The organism is Roseococcus microcysteis (genome assembly GCF_014764365.1).
Classification (GTDB): domain Bacteria; phylum Pseudomonadota; class Alphaproteobacteria; order Acetobacterales; family Acetobacteraceae; genus Roseococcus; species Roseococcus microcysteis.
In genome coordinates, this window is sequence record NZ_CP061718.1 from 1,977,447 (window position 1) to 1,993,652 (window position 16,206).

Here is a 16,206-nt window from a genome sequence, read left to right on the forward strand (position 1 = left end):
GCGGCGCCCCAAGCCTCGGCATACTCCCTGGAAACAAACTCCAGGGAGAACATCCATGCGCGGCTTGATGCAGGACCACCCGCTTCTCGTCTCGTCGCTGCTGCGCCATGCGGCGAAGCACCACCGCGGCAGCAAGCTCGTCTCGGTGGACCCGCAGGGGGCGGTGACGCGCTTCTCCTGGCCCGAGGCTGAGGCGGACGCGAAGCGCCTGGCCCAGGCCCTGGCGCGGCGCGGCGTGCAGCCGGGCGAGCGCATCGCGACCCTCGCCTGGAATTCGCGCGAGCACCTGGCGCTGTATTACGGCGTCTCGGGCATGGGCGCCGTGATGCACACGGTGAACCCGCGCCTCTTCCCGGACCAGATCGCCTATATTCTGGAGGACGCGCAGGACACGCACATCTTCGTGGACCCTTCGGTGCTGCCCGCCCTGCTGGCGGTCAAGGACAAGCTGCCGGCCGCCGTGCGCGCCGTGGTGCTGATGGGCCCGGTGACGGAGAAGCCGGACTTCCCGGTGGAGGTGCTTTCCATGGCCGACCTCCTGGCCGCCGAGGACGGCGCCTATGAATGGCCCGAACTGGATGAGCGCGAGGCCTGTTCGCTCTGCTACACCTCGGGCACCACGGGCATGCCGAAGGGGGTGCTGTATTCCCACCGCTCGACGGTGCTGCACGCCATGACGGCCATCTCGCCCGACATCTTCTGCATGTCGGCGCGCGATGTGGTGATGCCGGTGGTGCCGATGTTCCACGTCAACGCCTGGTCCATCCCCTATGCGGCGGCGATGACGGGGGCCTCCATGGTGCTGCCGGGGCCGCGGCTCGACCCCGCCAGCCTCTTCGCGCTGTTCGAGGGCGAGGGCATCACCTTCTCGGCCGGCGTGCCGACCATCTGGACCATGCTGCTGCAATGGCTGCGCGCCGACCCCTCGCGGAAGTTCAGCAAGCCGCCGCGTTTGGTGGTGGGGGGCACCGCCCTGCCCGTGCCGGTCACGGAGGGCTTCCTGCGCGACTATGGCGTCGAGATCGTCCATGCCTGGGGCATGACGGAGATCAGCCCGCTCGGCTCCACCAATGTCCGCAAGGCCGAGACGGCGGATTGGGATGATGCGCGCTGGCTGGCCTATAGCCGCAAGCAGGGCCGCCCGCCCTATGGCGTGGATTTCCGCGTGCTGGACGCGAACGGCACCCCCATCGCGCAGGACGAGGTGGCCTTCGGCGAGCTGGAGGTGCGCGGCCCCTGGGTGGCCAGCGCCTATTTCAACCGCGACAACGAGCCCGCCTTCAGCGCCGATGGCTGGTTCGCCACCGGCGATGTGGTGACGCTGGACGCGCTGGGCGCCATCGAGATCGTGGACCGCGCCAAGGACGTGATCAAATCCGGCGGCGAGTGGATCAGTTCCATCACGCTGGAGAATTTGGCGCTGGCCCACCCCGAGGTGCAGCTCGCCGCCGCCATCCCCGTGGCCCACCCGAAATGGGATGAGCGGCCGCTGCTGGTGGTGGTGCCCAAGCCCGGCACCAACCCCACGGCGGAAAGCGTGCTGGCGGTGCTGGAGGGCAAGGTGGCCAAGTGGTGGATGCCCGACCGGGTGGAGTTCGTGGACAGCCTGCCGCTGACCGCCACCGGAAAGCTGTGGAAGGCCGAGTTGAAGAAGCGCTTCAAGGACTACACATTGCCTGCATGACATCTTTGCTTCGCGTGCTGGTGGGCTTCACCGTCATCCTGGCGGTGCTGGCCCTGCCCTTCGCGGTCGCCGTGGTGGTGGCCAGCGGCCACAAGGTGATGGAGGACGGTGCCTGGCTGCGCGGGGCGGGGCTGGCCGTGCTGGCGGTCTTTCCCGTGGTGGCGGTGGTGCTGGCCTGGGTGGCCTGGCGGCGGCGGGAGACGCCCCGTGCCGGCTTCGCGCGGCTGGCGGGCGTGCCGGTATGGGGGGCGCTGGGCGCCGCGCTGCTGGTGGTGGCGCAACTCACGGCGCCGCCCGCCGCCCCGGTGGCCCGCCCGCCGGAGGATCTCCGCGCCCTGGCCGGCTTCCTGGCCGACCCTTCCGCGCCGCTGGTGCTGGATCTGCGCGGGCGCGGGCTGCGGCACATCCCGGACGCCGTGCTGGCGGACCGCCGCCTGCATGAGCTGGACCTGCGCGACAACAACCTCACCGCCCTGCCCGACGCGCTGAAATCCAACCCCGCGCTGCGGCTGGTGCGGATCGGCGGCAACCCCATCCCGCCCGAGGAGGTGCGGCGCTTCGGGCTTGCGCTGCTGGCGGCGGACAACCGGATGGTGATCTCCAACTGACCTTGCGGCGAGGCGCGTTTCGCCGATCATGCGCGGGCTGAAACCTGAAACAGGAACGCCCGCATGCTGGTCGACATCCGCATCTACACCGCCGCCCCCGGCAAGCTGCCCGCCTTCGTGAAGCTCTATGAGGAGAAGGCTTGGCCGCTGCAGAAGAAGTACCTGGAGAATTGCCTCGGCTGGTACGCCACCGCCGAGGGTGAGTTGAACACCGTGGTCCATATCTGGGGCTACAAGGACATGGCGGACCGCGACGCGCGCCGCAACGCCATGGCGGCGGACCCGGAATGGGGCACCTACCTCAAGGCGATGGCCGAGGCCGGCGTGCTGGTGAAGATGGAAAACCGCCTGGCCCGCCCCACCGGCTTCTTCGCCGAATTCCAGGCGGCCAAGAAAGGCTGACACGCGACGCGGCGTGGCGCCAACGGGTTGACACCCGGGGCGCCCCGCCGGACCCTTCCTCGCACGATAAGAGACTGAGACGCCAAGGGAGCGGCGCAGCCACGGGCACCTGAATCCATTTCATGGAGTGCCACATCATGCACCGACGTCACCTGCTGCCCGCGCTCGGCGCGGGCGCCATGGCCGGGCTTGCCGCGCCATCCGCGCTGCGCGCGCAGGCCGCCACCACGCTGCGCTTCACCCCGCAGCAGGATCTGGTGACGCTCGATCCCGTCACGACCACGGCCTATGTCAGCCGCAACCATGGCTACATGGTCTTCGACACGCTCTACGGCATGGACGGCAACTACCAGGCCACACCGCAGATGGTGGACGGCCATACCATCGAGAATGACGGCAAGCTGTGGAACCTGACCCTGCGCGAGGGGCTGCGCTTCCATGACGGCACGCCCGTGCTGGCGCGGGACTGCGTGGCCAGCATCCGCCGCTGGGCACGGCGCGACCCCTTCGGCGCCACCCTGCTGGACGCGACGGATGAGCTTTCGGCCCCCGATGACCGCACCATCCGCTTCCGGCTGAAGCGCCCCTTTCCGCTGCTGCCCATCGCGCTCGGCAAGGCCTCGGTGCCGGTCTGCGCGATGATGCCGGAGCGGCTGGCCAACACCGACCCCTTCCAGCAGGTGCCGGAGCTGATCGGCAGCGGCCCCTTCCGCTTCAAGGCGGATGAGCGCGTGCCCGGCGCGCAATATGTCTACACGAAGTTCGAGCACTATGTGCCGCGCCGCGACGGCGCCATCTCCTGGACCGCGGGCCCCAAGGTCGTGCATTTCGACCGCGTGGAATGGCGCGTCATGCCCGACATCGCCACCGCCACCAACGCGCTGATGGCGGGTGAGCAGGATTGGCAGGAATACGCCTATCACGACATGCTGCCCATGCTGCGCCGCGCGCGGCAGATCGAGGTGCGCGTGCTGGACCGCTCGGGCTTCGTCAGCATGGTGCGCGTCAATCACCTCCAGGCGCCCTTCAACAACCCGGCCATCCGCCGCGCGCTGTGGGGCGCGATTGACCAGGCCTCCTGCATGCAGGCTTTGGTGGGGCAGGACCGCAGCCTCTACCACGTGCCGCTCGGCTTCTTCGCGCCGGGCACGCCGATGGCGTCCGATGCCGGGCTCGCCCCCCTGACCGGCCCGCGTGACTATGACCGCGTGCGCGCCGAGCTGCGCGCGGCCGGCTACAATGGCGAGACGGTGCTGCTGATGATCCCTTCCACCTCGCTGCCCAACGCCACGGTGGGCGCGGTGGTCGAGGACCAGTTCAAGCGCGCGGGCATGAACGTCGAGGTCTACTCGGTCGAGTTCAACGCCATGCTGCAGCGGCGCAACCGCCGCGGCTCGGTCGCCGAGGGCGGATGGAGCGCCTTCGTCACCAACTGGGCCGGCACGGATTGGCTGAACCCGGCCGGCCACATCGCGCTGCGCGGCAATGGCGATGCGGGCTATGCCGGCTGGGCGAACATGCCGCGCATCGAGCAGCTGCGTCAGGACTGGTTCACCGCCCCGGACGAGGCCGCGCAGCAGGCCATCTGCCGCGACATCCAGCTCGAGGCGATGCGCGAGGTCCCCTACTACCCCACCGGGCAATATCTCCAGCCCACCGCCTTCCGCCGCACCTTGACCGGCGTGAATGACGGCTTCGCCACCTTCTGGAATGTGAGGCGCGCATGAGCACCCCCCGCGACACGGCCCTGAACTACATCACCGCGACCGAGGCGCGCTTCTCCGCCTTCTGCTCCCGCATCTGGGACCATGCGGAACCCGCCTGGCGCGAATACCGTTCGGCCGCCGACTATGTGGAATTGCTGCGCGCGGAGGGCTTCGAGGTGGAGGCCGGTTCGGGCGGCATGCCCACCGCCTTCGTCGCCACCTGGAAGAACGGCAATGGCGGGCCGGTGCTGGCCGGCTTCTCCGAATATGACGCGGTGCCCGGCAACTCGCAGCAGGTGGTGCCCTACAAGGCCCCGCGCGAGGGGCTGCACCCCTACACGGCCGGCCACACGGACCCGCATTCCATGCTGGGCACGGCGTCCCTGGCGGCCACGCTGGGCGCACGGGAGGCGATGCGCCAGCACAACATCCCGGGCACGCTGAAACTGTTCGGGGAGCCGGCGGAGAAGGTCTGCGGCTCCAAGCCCATCCACGCCGCGAAGGGCTATTATGACGGCCTGGATGCCGCCGTGGTCTGGCACCCCTGGCCCTACAACACGGTCACCAGCGAGACGCATTTCGGCGCCTATTGGAGCGCCATCATCACCTTCGAGGCCGAGAGCCCCGAGACCTGGATCGACCCGACGCTGGTGCCCATCGAGGGCGCGCACGCCGCCGCGCGCTGCCCCGGCGCGCTGGACGCCCTGTGCCTGATGTACACCACGACGAAATACACCAAGGAGGCGATGTTCCCGCACGCCGGGTCCTGGACGCTGAACGAGTTCGTCCTGGGCGATGGCGGCGCCACCTCCGACAATTTGCCGCCGCGCTTCGCGCAGATCCAGTATTCCTGGCGCTCCTCCTCCCTCGGCATCCAGGAGCAGATCTGGCGCGTGCTGGCCAACAACGCCCGGCACGCGGCGGGCAGCACGGGCTGCCGCGCCTTCGTGCGCTGGGTGACCAAGACGCGCGTGGGCGTGCCCAACACGGCGCTGACGAACCTGACCTGGAAGAACCTCCAGGCCGTGGGCGCCCCCGTCTATGGCGAGGAAGCGCTGGAATTCGGCCGCGAGATGCAGCGCAACCTCGGCGTCGAGCCCATGGCGGACCCGTTCAACCCCGAGGTCTCGACCCTGATGCCGCCGGAGGTCTTCGAGAGCCGGCTGCGCGCGGGCCTGCCCTCCTGGCAGAAGCATCTCAGCGCGGATGACTATGTGGAATTCTCCTGGCACGCGCCCACGGTGCGGCTGCTGGCGGGGCGGCCGCGGCTGCGCCCGCCCTCGCGCGGCCATGCCTATCCGGCCTGGGCCTACAACGCGCTGAGCGGCCTGCCCGGGGCCATCGATCCCGGCATGTTCGTCGCCGCCAAGACGATGGCGCTGACGCTGGTGGATCTGGCGACGGAGCCCGACACCCTCGCCGCCGCCCAGGCCGAGTTCCGCGAGCGCAGCGGCGGCGGCGTGGGCGGGCCCGGCTGGGTGCCGCCCTTGCTGCCCGCCGATTTCGTGCCGCCGGTGGATCTGCGCTGGCCCGAATACGTCACCACCCCGCGCGGCACCGAATGGTGCATGCCCACCCCCATGGAGGGCACGGGCGCGGGCGAGCCGCTCTGACCCGCCGGGCCGCCCTTCACGGGGCGGCCCCCATCCCCAGACAAGGAGAAACGCCCATGCCCGACATTCCCCCACCCGCCCGCGTGGCCTTCGTGGGCCTTGGCATCATGGGGGCGGCCATGGCCGCCAACCTCAAGCGCGCCGGCTTCGACCTGGCCATCCACAGCCGCAGCCGCGGCAAGGCGGCCGAGCTTGAGGCCATGGGCGCCCATTGGTGCGACACGGGCGCCGAGGCGGCGCGGGAGGCGGGCATCATCGGCCTCTGCGTGCCCGACACGCCGGATGTGGAACTGGCCCTGTTCGGACCTGGCGGCATCGCGGAGGGGGCCGGGGCGGGTTCCGTGGTGATCGACTTTTCCACCATCTCCGCCCAGGCGACCCAGGGCTTCGCGGCACGCCTGGCGGAGCAGGGCGTGACGCTGCTGGACAGCCCCGTCTCCGGCGGGCCGCAGGGCGCCATTGACGGCACGCTGACCTGCATGGTGGGCGGCGATGCCGCGGGCTTCGCGCAGGCCGCCAGCTATTTCGCGGCGGTGGGCAAGACCATCACGCATCTGGGGCCGTCCGGCGCGGGGCAGATCTGCAAATCGGCCAACCAGCTCATCATCTGCGCGACGCTCACGGCGGTGAGCGAGGCGCTGGCCATGGGCCGCAAGGCCGGGCTGGACCCCGAGACGATGCGCACCGCGCTGTCCGGCGGATCGGCGGACAGCTTCGTGCTGCGCAACCACGCGAAGCGCATCATCACCGGCAACTTCACCCCGGGCTTCCGGGCGGAGCTGATGCGCAAGGACATGCGACTGGCTGCCGCCGCCATCCGTGACCATGGCGTCTTCGGCCCCGCCACGGCCATGGCCGCGCCCCTGCTGGAACTTCTGGTGAACCAGGGCGCGGGGAAAGAGGACCTCTCCGCGCTGGGCCGCCTGGTGGCGGAGCTTTCTGGCCTGGAAGGCTAGGCGGAATTCCCGCTACCCTCGGGGAAAATCCCCGAGGGAAACATCCATGACCACCACGGCATTCCGCGCGGCGCGGGACCTGCTGCTCGGCCATCGCGGCGACTATGCCGCCGCGCGGCGGGAGTTCCGCTGGCCGAAGCTGGACCATTTCAACTGGGCGCTGGACTGGTTCGACGCGGAGCTCGCACGCGGCTCGCTCGGCAATTCCACCGCGCTGCGCATCGCGGGCGCGGGCGAGGCGACGCTGAGCTTCGCGGAGCTTTCGGCGGAATCCTCGCGGCTGGCGAATGGGCTGCGCGAAGCCGGCGTGAAGCGGGGTGATCGCATCCTGCTCATGCTCGGCAACACCGTGCCGCTGTGGGAGACCATGCTGGCCGCGATGAAGCTGGGCGCCGTGGTGGTGCCGGCGACCACGCTGCTGACACCCGCGGACCTCGCCGACCGCTTCGCGCGTGGGCGCGTGCGGCATGTGGTGACGGGCAGCGCGGATGCGGCGAAGTTCGAGGGGCTGGACAGGTCCGTGACGCGCATCGCGGTGGGCGGCGCGCCGGGCTGGATGGAATATGACGCGCTGAAGGACCCATCCGCGCAGTTCACGCCCGAGGGCGTCACGCGCGCGACGGACCCGCTGCTGCTCTACTTCACCTCCGGCACCACGGCGAAGCCCAAGCTCGTGCTGCACGACCAGCAATCCTACCCCGTAGGGCACCTGGTCACGATGTACTGGCTGGGGCTGCAACCGGGCGACATGCATTTGAACATCTCCTCGCCGGGCTGGGCGAAGCACGCCTGGTCCTGCTTCTTCGCGCCCTGGAATGCGGGGGCCGGCGTCTTCGTGAACAACCAGCCGCGCTTCGACGCGCGCAACACGCTGGAGGTGCTGGCGCGCGAGGGCGTGGACAGTTTCTGCGCGCCGCCCACCGTCTGGCGCATGCTGGTGCAGCAGGACATGGGGCCCTTCCGCGGCCAGCTGCGCGAGCTGTGTTCCGCCGGCGAACCGCTGAACCCGGAGGTGATCGAGCATGTGCGCCGTGTCTGGGGCATGACCATCCGCGAGGGTTATGGCCAGACCGAGACCACCTTGCAGATCGGCTACTTCCCGGGCCAGGAGGTGAAGCCCGGCAGCATGGGCGTGCCCGCGCCGGGCTACAGCATCAAGCTGCTGGCGCCCGACGACACGGAGGTGGAGGAAGGCGAGATCGCGCTGATGCTGGACGAGCCGCCGCTCGGCCTCATGCGCGGCTACCAGCAGGAGGATGGCACCTCCGCGCCGCTGGGTGACATTGCCTACCGCACCGGCGACGTGGCGACGCGCGACGCCGAAGGCCACTTCACCTATGTCGGCCGCGCCGATGACGTGTTCAAGGCGTCCGACTACCGCATCTCGCCCTTCGAGCTGGAGAGCGTGCTGGTCGAGCACGAGGCCGTGGCGGAAGCGGCCGTGGTGCCGGCGCCGGACGCGGTGCGCCTGGCCGTGCCCAAGGCCTTCGTGGTGCTGGTGGAGGGCGTGGAGCCGGAGCGCGAGGTGCTGCTCTCCATCTTCCGCCACCTGCGCGCACGCCTCGCCCCCTACAAGCGCATCCGCCGCATCGAGGTGGCGGAACTGCCCAAGACCATCTCGGGCAAGATCCGCCGCGTGGAGCTGCGCCAGGCGGAGGAGCGGCATTTCCGGGCGGGCACGCGCGCGGAGGGCGAGATGCGCGAGGAGGACTTCCCGGAGCTGGCATGACGGCGGGCGAACCCGCCGCCTTGGCGGGACGCGCTACCCTTCCAGCCGGATGTTGTTCTCCCGCACCACCCGCGCCCAGCGTTCCATCTCGCTCACCATGAAGTCCGCGAAGGGCTCGCCGCTGGTGGCCAGCACGTCCATGCCCAGCGCCTCCACGCGCGACTTGATCTCGGGCTCGGCCAGGATGGTGGTGAGTTCCCGCGCCATGCGGGACTGGATCTCGCGCGGCACGCCGGAGGGTGCATAGACGCCCCACCAGGTGGGGGCCTCGAAATCCGCGAAGCCGAGTTCGTGGAAGCTCGGCACGCCGGGCAGGTCGCGCCAGGCGTCGCGCGTGGTCACGCCGAAGCCCTTCAGCGCCCCGCTGCGGACATGCGGCCCGCCCACCGGCGCGTTGGTGACAAACAGCGGCACATGGCCGGCCAGCGCATCGGCCAGCGCGGGCGCGCCGCCGCGATAGGGCACATGCGTCAGTTCCACGCCCGCCAGGTTGCACAGCTGCACCATGGCCACATGCATCAGCGTGCCGATGCCGGCGGTGGCGTAGTTGATGCTGCCGCGCGGGGCGGCGCGCGCGGCCTCGACCAGCTGCGGGAAGCCGGCCCAGGGGCTGGAGGGGTGCGACGTCACCACCAGCGGCCCGCGCCCCACCAGCATCACCGGCGCGAAGTCCCGCCGCGTGTCATAGGGCAGGCGCATCACCGAAGGCAGGATGACATGGCTGTCCACCGCCACCAGCCAGGTGTGGCCGTCGGGGGCCGCGCGCGCGGCCTCGGCCGCACCCACCGAGCCGGTGGCGCCGGCGCGGTTCTCGATGGTGACGGGCTGGCCCAGCACCGCCTGCAGCCGCGGCTGCAGCACGCGGGCCAGGATGTCCACCGAGCCGCCCGGCGGCCAGCCCACCACCAGGCGCACGGGCCGGTTGGGCCAGGCCTGCGCGCGGGCGACATGCGGGGTGGCCAGCGCGAGCGGCAGCCCGGCCAGAAGTGAGCGACGTTCCATCGCGTTTCCTCCTCGGGCCTTGTGTGTGACGGGGCGCGCCGGCCCTTCGCGCCACCCCCTGAGGGGGAGCTTGGGCGCATCCGGCCTCAGGGGGCAAGCGCGCGCAGCCGGGCGGCGCTTTCGGGGTCGGCCGGGTAGAAGGTCTCGATGGCGAGTTCGGAGAGCGTCACCTCCATCGCCGCGCCGAAGACGGTGGTGGTCGCGATCAACGCGACGGGGCCGGCCGCCGTATCCAGCGTCATCGGCACCACCAGCCCGCCCAGGCCCGGCACGGGGCGCGGCACCTCCGCGCGCGGCGGCGGCGATGGCAGCGCCGAGAGTTCCGCCAGCAGCGCGGCCAGGCCGGCATCCGCGCTCATCTCCACTTGGCGGCGCAGGCGGTCGAGGATGTGGTGGCGCCATTCGGCGAAGTTGTGGATGCGCGAAGCGAGCCCGCGCGGGTCGAGGCTCAGGCGCAGCACGTTCACTGGCGGCGTGACCTCGATGCCTGCCAGCAGCGGCGCCACCGCGCCATTGGCGGCCACCATGTTCCAGTGCCGGTCCACGGCCAGCGCCGGGTGGGGCATGTGCGCGGCCAGGATCGCCTCCACCGCCGCGCGGGCGGCGGCCATGGAGGGTTCGGTCAGCGGTTGTTCCACGAAGCTGGGCGCGTAGCCGGCGGCCAGCAGCAGGGCGTTGCGCTCGCGCAGCGGCACCTCCAGCTGGTCGGCGAGGCGCAGCACCATCTCGCGGCTGGGGGCGGCGCGGCCGGATTCCACATAGCTCAGGTGGCGCTGCGAAATCTCGGCATCCAGCGCCAGGTCGAGCTGGCTGCGGCGGCGGCGCTGGCGCCAGCCGCGAAGCAGGGCACCGATGGGGGGCTGGGTCATGGCGCGACGCTAGCGCGGGCGGGTGCGGCGGCGCGATGACCTCCGACGTCATCGCTTTCCCGCGCCGAGGCCGCAAAGGATGCCCCATCGCAACCCGATGGAGGCTTGAGATGCACACCACCCCCACACTTCGCTTCTGGATGCTGGCCGATGCGGCGGCCAGCGGGGCCACCGGCCTGCTGCTGGTGCTGGCGGCCGGCGCGCTGGCGCCCTGGCTCGGCCTGCCCGAGACGCTGTTGCGCGTGGCCGGCGCGCTGTTCCTGCCCTGGGCCGCGCTGGTGGCCTGGGTGGGGCTGCGGGCCGTGAACCCGCCCCGGCTGGTCGGCGCCATCGTGGCGCTGAACCTGGTCTATGTGCTGGATTGCGTGCTGTTCGCCGCGGTGGCGCGGCCCTGGTTCGGGGTGGCGCCGACCGGGCTCGGCCTCGCCTTCCTGCTGGCCCAGGCCGCGGCCGTGCTGGCGTTCAGCCTCGGGCAATGGGCCGGGATGCGGCAGGGGCGCGGCGGGCTGGCTACTTCGCCTTGATCGCCCGCTTCGCATGGCTGTCGGGCGGCACGCCCTTGGCCAGCGACATGTGGCTGTGCACGGCCAGCCACTTCTCCCCCTCGCCCGGGTTCGGCACCAGGATCAGCGTGGTCCGCCCCGGGCGGTCGAATGGCGTGCCGTCCGGCGCGTAGCCGGTGGAGGTGAAGGGGGCGATGGCCACCGCCATGCTCCCATCCGCGCTGGCCAGCACCCGCGCCGCCTCGGGCGGGAAGCGGAAATCGCTGGTGCGGGGCCAGACGCTGTCCCATTGCCGGTCCCGGAAGCTCTCCAGCCCCTCCACCAGCGCCTGCACCGTGCCGAAGGCGATGATGCGCGGGTGCCAGAAGGGGTAGGCCGATTTGTAGTCCACCTCGCGCACGCAGGCGGCGAAGCGGTCCAGCCAGTCCAGGATGGCGTCGCGGATGGCGGGCGGCGCGTCGGGCAGCGGGGGCGGCTGCATCAGCGGGCCGCGCCCTGGCCGAGCAGCGACAGCGCCGCCCCGATCTCGCGCAGCGCCTGGGCATTGTCATGGTCCCGCACGGCCGCGCGGGCGGCGGCGACGTGGCGGGCGGTGCCGGAGAGCGTCGCGGCACCGCCGGCCACCGGCAGGGCCTCGCCCGTCAGCAGCCGGGTCTCGGCGCGCTCCAGCCATTCCTGGGCGGCGGCGTCACGGCCGGCGCGCAGCGCGGCCTCGGCGGCGCGGAGCTGGGCGGGCGCGGATTCGGCCAGCAGCCGGGCGCGCTGCTGCTGCACGTCCCGGATGGCCTGGGCCTGGGCCTGGCTGTCGCCATGATGGGCGAGGGCCGCGCCCGGCGTGGCCAGGGTGAGGGCGGCGAAAAGGGCCGGCAGACGCATCATGCGACAAGCTCCTTCAGGTCGGCCTGCGGGCGGGCGCCGTAATGGCTGATCACCTCGGCCGCCGCGATGCTCCCCCAGCGGCCGCATTCGGGCAAGGGCAGGCCGCGGGTCAGCGCCGCCAGGAAGCCCGCCGCATAGGCGTCGCCGGCACCCGTGGTGTCCACCACCTTGGTGGGCTGGGCGGCGACGACATGGCGCTCACCGCCCGCCAGGATCACGCTGCCATGCTCGCTGCGGGTGAGCGCCGCGATCTTGACCTCGCGCGCGACCTGGGCGGCGGCGGTCTCGAAATCCTCGGTTTCGTAGAGGGAGAGGATCTCGGCCTCGTTGGCGAAGAGGATGTCCGTCTCGTTCTTCACGAAATCGCGGAAGGCGGCGCGGTGGCGGCCGACGCAGAAGGGGTCGCTCAGCGTCAGCGCCACCTGGCGCCCGGCGGCGTGGGCGGCGCGGGCGGCGGCGCGGAAGGCGGCCTGGGCCTCCGGCGGGTCGAAGAGGTAGCCCTCCAGATAGACCACCTGGGCGCGGGCCACCTCGGCGGCGTCCACATCGCCGGGGCCGAAGGTGACGCAGGCGCCGAGATAGGTGTTCATGGTGCGCTGCCCGTCGGGCGTGACCAGGATCAGGCAGCGGGCGGTGGGGGCGCCGCCCTTCAGCGGCGCGGTCGGGAAATGCACGCCGGTGGCGCGGATGTCATGCGCGAAGACCGCGCCCAGCTGGTCATCGGCCACCTTGCCGAGGAAGCCCACCCGGGCCCCCAGGGCGGCCGCGACGGCGCAGGTGTTGCCGGCCGAGCCGCCCGAGCTTTCCACGCCGGGCGGCATGGCGGCGTAGAGCGCCTCCGCCTCCTCGGTGGAAATCAGCTGCATGCCGCCCTTGTTCAGCTTGCGCGCCGCCAGGAAGGCGTCGTCGGAGGGGGCGAGCACATCCACGATGGCATTGCCGATGCCGAGGATGTCGAGGCTGGGTGCGGTCATGCGGGGGCCTGTGCCGGAATATGGAGGGGTTCCGGTTACGCCAGATCGCGCTGAATGCAAATCAGCGAAGGAATCTTCGGGGGGCGGCGTTGCCGCCTGGGACCTGGACGCTATAACGCCCGCTTCGCCGCCCGCCCATGAAGCAAGGAGCGCCGCACATGTCCATCTTCGGTCGCAAGAAGGATGACGCGCCGGATGCGCCGTCCACGGGGGATTCCATGAACACGACACCGAATCGCGACCAGGACCTGGCCGTTCCCACCTATCGCCAGGCGCCCTCGGCCAATGCGCCGGTGGGCATGCCGCCCAAGCCCGCCACGCCCGTCCAGGCCCCGCGCCCGGGCGCGCCGCCGGCCACGGCCCAGTCCCCCCGCCCGCAGGGCGCCGGTGAACGCCGCACGCTGGTCGTCGGCCGCGGCATCAGCCTGCAGGGCACCGTGAGCGACGCCGAGCGCCTGGTGGTCGAGGGCACGGTGGAAAGCCAGATGATCCAGGCCGCCGAGCTGGCCATCGGCCCCACCGGCGTCTTCCGCGGGGAGGTCCAGGTCGAGGATGCCGAGATCGCGGGCCTGTTCGACGGCAACATCACCGTGCGCGGCAGCCTCGTCATCCGCGCCACCGGCAAGGTGAAGGGCACCGCCCGCTACCGGAAGCTCTCGGTGGAGGAAGGCGGCGCGCTGATGGGCAGCATGGAAATGCTGCCGAGCGAAGGCTGAACCCGACCCGGCCCGCGCTGGGGCTGGTGGCGGCGCTGCCGCTGCTGGCCGCCTGCGTGGCCGATTCGTCGCGCGAGGATGCGGCGGCCCAGGCGCTGCTGGACAGCCAGCGGGCCTCGCTGGCCGCGCTCGGGCAGCCCATGTCCTCGACCACGGCACCCGCCGCCGCCCCGCGCGGCCCGGGCGCCGTGCAGGAATTGCTGGGCGCCGCGCCCGCCACCGTCATCGGCCGACTCGGCGCGCCGCGACTGCGCCGGCGCGAGGGCGATGCGGAGGTCTGGCTCTATTCCGCCGGGGGCTGTCAGCTCGACCTGATGTTCTACACCACCCCCCAGGGCCTGCGCGTGACGCATGCCCAGGCCCGCGCCAGCGGCGTGGGCCAGCGGACCGAGGCCGCCTGCCTGCGCGATATCGCGGCCCAAGGGCAGCGCGCCGCCGCTCCCGGCTCCTGACTTGATCGCCCCGTATCTCGACGCCTTCGTGCCGGCCTTCGGGCTGCTGGCGCTGGGGGCGGTGCTGAAGCGCCGCCTGCTGCGCGATGATGCCGTGTGGGCGGGCATCGAGAAGCTGATCTTCTGGGTGCTGCTGCCCTCGCTGCTGGTGGTGGCCATCGGCTCCGTCCGGCTGGGCGAGGTGCCCATCTTTGGCATGATGGCCGCCATCTGGGCGGCGCTGGGCATCGGCACATTGGCGTCCATCTGGCTGTCGCGGCGCTTCCGCCAGCCGCACAAATCCATGACCAGCGTGCTGATGGGCGGCATCCGGTTCAACAACCTGGTGGGCTTCGCCATCGCGGGCGCCATGTTCGGCCTGCCGGGCCTCGCCTTGGGCGGGCTCGCCACGGGCATGATCGTTCCCTTCGTGCAGGTGGTGACCACGACTGCCTTCGCCCTCGGGGATGGCGGCCGGGTGCGGCCCTGGCGGCTGCTGAAGCAGCTGGCGTTGAACCCGCTGATCCTGGCCTGCGTGGTGGGCTTCCTGGTGGCGGGAATGGGGGGGCTGCCCGTGGGGGTGCGGCCGCTGATGGAGACGCTGGGCCGCGCCTCGGTGGCGCTCGGCCTACTCGCGGTGGGGGCGGCGCTGACGCTGGGCGCGCTGACCGACCGGGTGGCGCTGCAACTCTGGACCGCCGCGCTCAAGCTGGTGGCGGTGCCGGGGCTGACGCTGCTGTTCTGCATGGCGCTGGGGCTGGACCCGCTGGCCACCGCCATGGCGGTGCTGTTCATGGCGCTGCCCACGGCCTCTTCCAGCTATGTGATGGCGCGCGCCATGGGTGGCGATGCGCCGCTGATGGCGGCCATCACCTCCAGCCAGCATCTGCTCTCGGTCATCACCCTGCCGCTCTGGCTGCTGGTGGTGCAGGCGGCGATGGGCGGGCGGTAAGCATCCGTTCAGCATCCCAGGGTAAGCCTTGGCGGGATGGGAGAGGCGCAACATGCGCCGCCGGAAGAGGACCCTTCGAATGCCACCACTGGGCGAAGCCGGGCGCGACCCGCGAAAGGGCACCACGCCGGGCCGCGACCCGGCCATCGGCACCGCCCATGCCACCATGCAATCGCTGCTGGACCACCGGATGAGCCCCTCGCCGGAGAACTACCTCGTCTGGTTCAGCTACCACGCCGGCACCCACCCCGAGCTGCATGACGCGCTGGATGCACGGCTGGCCGCGCAGGGCCGGCTGGAACAGGCCGATCTGAACGAGATGCACGCCCGCTACTGCGCCGGCGAACCCCAGGCCCAGGCCATCGGCCAGGTGTCGCGCCAGCTGGAGGCCGCGCTGAACGACGCGGCCGGCATGCTGGGCACCGCGCATGACAACGCTTCAAGCTACGGCACCCGGCTGGAGGGGCTGACCGACACGCTGGAGGCCGCCTTCCCCTCGCTCAACGAGCCGCTGCGCCGCATCCTGGCCGACACCCAGGCGCTGTGCCACAGCAGCCGCACCCTGGCCCAGCGCCTGGCCGAGCGCGCGCGCGAGGCGGAGGCCCTGCGCGACGCCCTGCAAGAGGCCCGTCGCGCCGCCGCCACCGATGCGCTGACCGGCCTGCCCAACCGCCGCGCCTTCGAGGAACGCCTGGCCGAGGCGCTGGCCCGCGCCACCGCCGAGCAGACGCCGCTCTGCCTGCTGATGTTCGACATTGATCACTTCAAGTCGGTCAATGACCGCCACGGCCACCCGGCCGGGGATGCCGTGCTGCGCGGCGTGGCGGACACGTTGCGCGAATGGGCGCGCCCGCATGACCGGCTGGCGCGGGTGGGGGGCGAGGAATTCGCCGCCATCCTCCCCGCCACCTGCCGCGAGGCCGCGGCCGGGCTGGCGGATTCGCTGCGCCGCGCCGTGGCGAATGAGGGCTTCCTGGTGGGCGCGGAGGGGCAGCGGCTTTCGGTCACCGTCTCGCTCGGCGTGGCGCAGCTTCAGTCCGAGGAGACGGGGGACGGGCTGCTGAGCCGGGCCGATGCCGCGCTCTATGACGCGAAGCGCCAGGGGCGGGACCGGGTGGTGCTGGACATGCCGCCCACCCCGGAGGAACCAGAGGAGGCGCGGCCGCTTTCCTGGCGCTAGAC

The 16,206-nt window shown here is 71.6% G+C and carries 17 protein-coding genes; 12 read left to right on the forward strand and 5 right to left on the reverse strand.

What is annotated here, in order from left to right; all coding sequences use genetic code 11:
- The first annotated feature begins 55 nt into the window (after positions 1-55).
- The 7 genes from ICW72_RS09565 to ICW72_RS09595 all read left to right on the forward strand — a co-directional run bounded on the left by ICW72_RS09565 (position 56) and on the right by ICW72_RS09595 (position 8,698).
- The gene (locus ICW72_RS09565; protein ID WP_191085974.1) at positions 56-1,684 is read left to right on the forward strand and encodes a long-chain-fatty-acid--CoA ligase; all 1,629 of its coding nucleotides are present in this window, start codon (positions 56-58) and stop codon (positions 1,682-1,684) included.
- On the forward strand, positions 1,681-2,292 hold the full coding sequence (locus ICW72_RS09570) for a hypothetical protein (RefSeq protein WP_191085975.1): 612 nt from the start codon (positions 1,681-1,683) through the stop codon (positions 2,290-2,292). Before ICW72_RS09565 ends, ICW72_RS09570 begins: the two co-directional genes overlap by 4 nt.
- Before the next feature lie 63 nt (positions 2,293-2,355).
- Entirely contained in the window at positions 2,356-2,694 is a 339-nt protein-coding gene (locus ICW72_RS09575) for an NIPSNAP family protein (protein ID WP_191085976.1), read from the forward strand.
- Positions 2,695-2,831: 137 nt separating this feature from the next.
- Positions 2,832-4,421, forward strand: coding sequence for an ABC transporter substrate-binding protein (locus ICW72_RS09580; RefSeq protein WP_191085977.1), 1,590 nt, complete (start codon positions 2,832-2,834; stop codon positions 4,419-4,421).
- A complete protein-coding gene (locus ICW72_RS09585; RefSeq protein WP_191085978.1) occupies positions 4,418-6,013 on the forward strand; it encodes a zinc-binding metallopeptidase family protein in 1,596 nt (531 codons plus the stop codon). The genes ICW72_RS09580 and ICW72_RS09585 overlap by 4 nt, the downstream gene beginning before the upstream one ends.
- A 56-nt stretch (positions 6,014-6,069) precedes the next feature.
- Positions 6,070-6,969, forward strand: a complete 900-nt coding sequence (locus tag ICW72_RS09590) for an NAD(P)-dependent oxidoreductase (protein ID WP_191085979.1) — start codon at positions 6,070-6,072, stop codon at positions 6,967-6,969.
- Positions 6,970-7,015: 46 nt separating this feature from the next.
- Complete coding sequence (locus tag ICW72_RS09595) at positions 7,016-8,698, forward strand: AMP-binding protein (protein WP_191085980.1); 1,683 nt, start codon at positions 7,016-7,018, stop codon at positions 8,696-8,698.
- 33 nt (positions 8,699-8,731) lie between these two features.
- Here ICW72_RS09595 and ICW72_RS09600 read toward each other — a convergent pair whose 3' ends face one another.
- A complete protein-coding gene (locus tag ICW72_RS09600) occupies positions 8,732-9,700 on the reverse strand; it encodes a tripartite tricarboxylate transporter substrate binding protein (protein WP_191085981.1) in 969 nt (322 codons plus the stop codon).
- Positions 9,701-9,786: 86 nt separating this feature from the next.
- Entirely contained in the window at positions 9,787-10,569 is a 783-nt protein-coding gene (locus ICW72_RS09605; protein ID WP_191085982.1) for a helix-turn-helix transcriptional regulator, read from the reverse strand.
- Positions 10,570-10,679: 110 nt separating this feature from the next.
- On the opposite strand from ICW72_RS09605, the gene ICW72_RS09610 reads away from it, so the two are divergent.
- The gene (locus ICW72_RS09610; protein ID WP_191085983.1) at positions 10,680-11,093 is read left to right on the forward strand and encodes a hypothetical protein; all 414 of its coding nucleotides are present in this window, start codon (positions 10,680-10,682) and stop codon (positions 11,091-11,093) included.
- On the opposite strand, the gene ICW72_RS09615 is transcribed toward ICW72_RS09610, so the two are convergent.
- From ICW72_RS09615 to ICW72_RS09625, 3 genes are read right to left on the reverse strand one after another with little or no spacing between them, the layout of a single operon-like run.
- Positions 11,080-11,553: a YybH family protein gene (locus ICW72_RS09615; RefSeq protein ID WP_191085984.1), complete on the reverse strand. Its 474-nt coding sequence runs from the start codon at positions 11,551-11,553 to the stop codon at positions 11,080-11,082. The two genes, ICW72_RS09610 and ICW72_RS09615, sit on opposite strands and share 14 nt — an antisense overlap.
- Positions 11,553-11,951, reverse strand: coding sequence for a hypothetical protein (locus tag ICW72_RS09620; protein WP_191085985.1), 399 nt, complete (start codon positions 11,949-11,951; stop codon positions 11,553-11,555). The genes ICW72_RS09615 and ICW72_RS09620 overlap by 1 nt, the downstream gene beginning before the upstream one ends.
- The gene (locus ICW72_RS09625; protein ID WP_191085986.1) at positions 11,948-12,925 is read right to left on the reverse strand and encodes an adenosine kinase; all 978 of its coding nucleotides are present in this window, start codon (positions 12,923-12,925) and stop codon (positions 11,948-11,950) included. The genes ICW72_RS09620 and ICW72_RS09625 overlap by 4 nt, the downstream gene beginning before the upstream one ends.
- 158 nt (positions 12,926-13,083) lie before the next feature.
- Between ICW72_RS09625 and ICW72_RS09630 the strand changes: the two genes are divergently transcribed.
- From ICW72_RS09630 to ICW72_RS09645, 4 genes are all read left to right on the forward strand, one after another.
- Entirely contained in the window at positions 13,084-13,641 is a 558-nt protein-coding gene (locus tag ICW72_RS09630; protein WP_223880941.1) for a bactofilin family protein, read from the forward strand.
- 26 nt (positions 13,642-13,667) lie between these two features.
- Entirely contained in the window at positions 13,668-14,093 is a 426-nt protein-coding gene (locus ICW72_RS09635) for a hypothetical protein (protein ID WP_191085987.1), read from the forward strand.
- A gap of 1 nt (position 14,094) precedes the next feature.
- Positions 14,095-15,024, forward strand: coding sequence for an AEC family transporter (locus tag ICW72_RS09640; protein WP_223880942.1), 930 nt, complete (start codon positions 14,095-14,097; stop codon positions 15,022-15,024).
- A 79-nt stretch (positions 15,025-15,103) separates the two neighbouring features.
- The gene (locus ICW72_RS09645; RefSeq protein ID WP_191085988.1) at positions 15,104-16,204 is read left to right on the forward strand and encodes a GGDEF domain-containing protein; all 1,101 of its coding nucleotides are present in this window, start codon (positions 15,104-15,106) and stop codon (positions 16,202-16,204) included.
- Positions 16,205-16,206 lie beyond the last annotated feature (2 nt).

Bases quoted from the DNA above. Each gene is read 5' to 3' on its own strand.
- ICW72_RS09565 (WP_191085974.1), top strand. From the start codon at position 56: ATGCGCGGCTTGATGCAGGACCACCCGCTTCTCGTCTCGTCGCTGCTG.
- ICW72_RS09570 (WP_191085975.1), top strand. From the start codon at position 1,681: ATGACATCTTTGCTTCGCGTGCTGGTGGGCTTCACCGTCATCCTGGCG.
- ICW72_RS09575 (WP_191085976.1), top strand. From the start codon at position 2,356: ATGCTGGTCGACATCCGCATCTACACCGCCGCCCCCGGCAAGCTGCCC.
- ICW72_RS09580 (WP_191085977.1), top strand. From the start codon at position 2,832: ATGCACCGACGTCACCTGCTGCCCGCGCTCGGCGCGGGCGCCATGGCC.
- ICW72_RS09585 (WP_191085978.1), top strand. From the start codon at position 4,418: ATGAGCACCCCCCGCGACACGGCCCTGAACTACATCACCGCGACCGAG.
- ICW72_RS09590 (WP_191085979.1), top strand. From the start codon at position 6,070: ATGCCCGACATTCCCCCACCCGCCCGCGTGGCCTTCGTGGGCCTTGGC.
- ICW72_RS09595 (WP_191085980.1), top strand. From the start codon at position 7,016: ATGACCACCACGGCATTCCGCGCGGCGCGGGACCTGCTGCTCGGCCAT.
- ICW72_RS09600 (WP_191085981.1), bottom strand. From the start codon at position 9,700: ATGGAACGTCGCTCACTTCTGGCCGGGCTGCCGCTCGCGCTGGCCACC.
- ICW72_RS09605 (WP_191085982.1), bottom strand. From the start codon at position 10,569: ATGACCCAGCCCCCCATCGGTGCCCTGCTTCGCGGCTGGCGCCAGCGC.
- ICW72_RS09610 (WP_191085983.1), top strand. From the start codon at position 10,680: ATGCACACCACCCCCACACTTCGCTTCTGGATGCTGGCCGATGCGGCG.
- ICW72_RS09615 (WP_191085984.1), bottom strand. From the start codon at position 11,553: ATGCAGCCGCCCCCGCTGCCCGACGCGCCGCCCGCCATCCGCGACGCC.
- ICW72_RS09620 (WP_191085985.1), bottom strand. From the start codon at position 11,951: ATGATGCGTCTGCCGGCCCTTTTCGCCGCCCTCACCCTGGCCACGCCG.
- ICW72_RS09625 (WP_191085986.1), bottom strand. From the start codon at position 12,925: ATGACCGCACCCAGCCTCGACATCCTCGGCATCGGCAATGCCATCGTG.
- ICW72_RS09630 (WP_223880941.1), top strand. From the start codon at position 13,084: ATGTCCATCTTCGGTCGCAAGAAGGATGACGCGCCGGATGCGCCGTCC.
- ICW72_RS09645 (WP_191085988.1), top strand. From the start codon at position 15,104: ATGCCACCACTGGGCGAAGCCGGGCGCGACCCGCGAAAGGGCACCACG.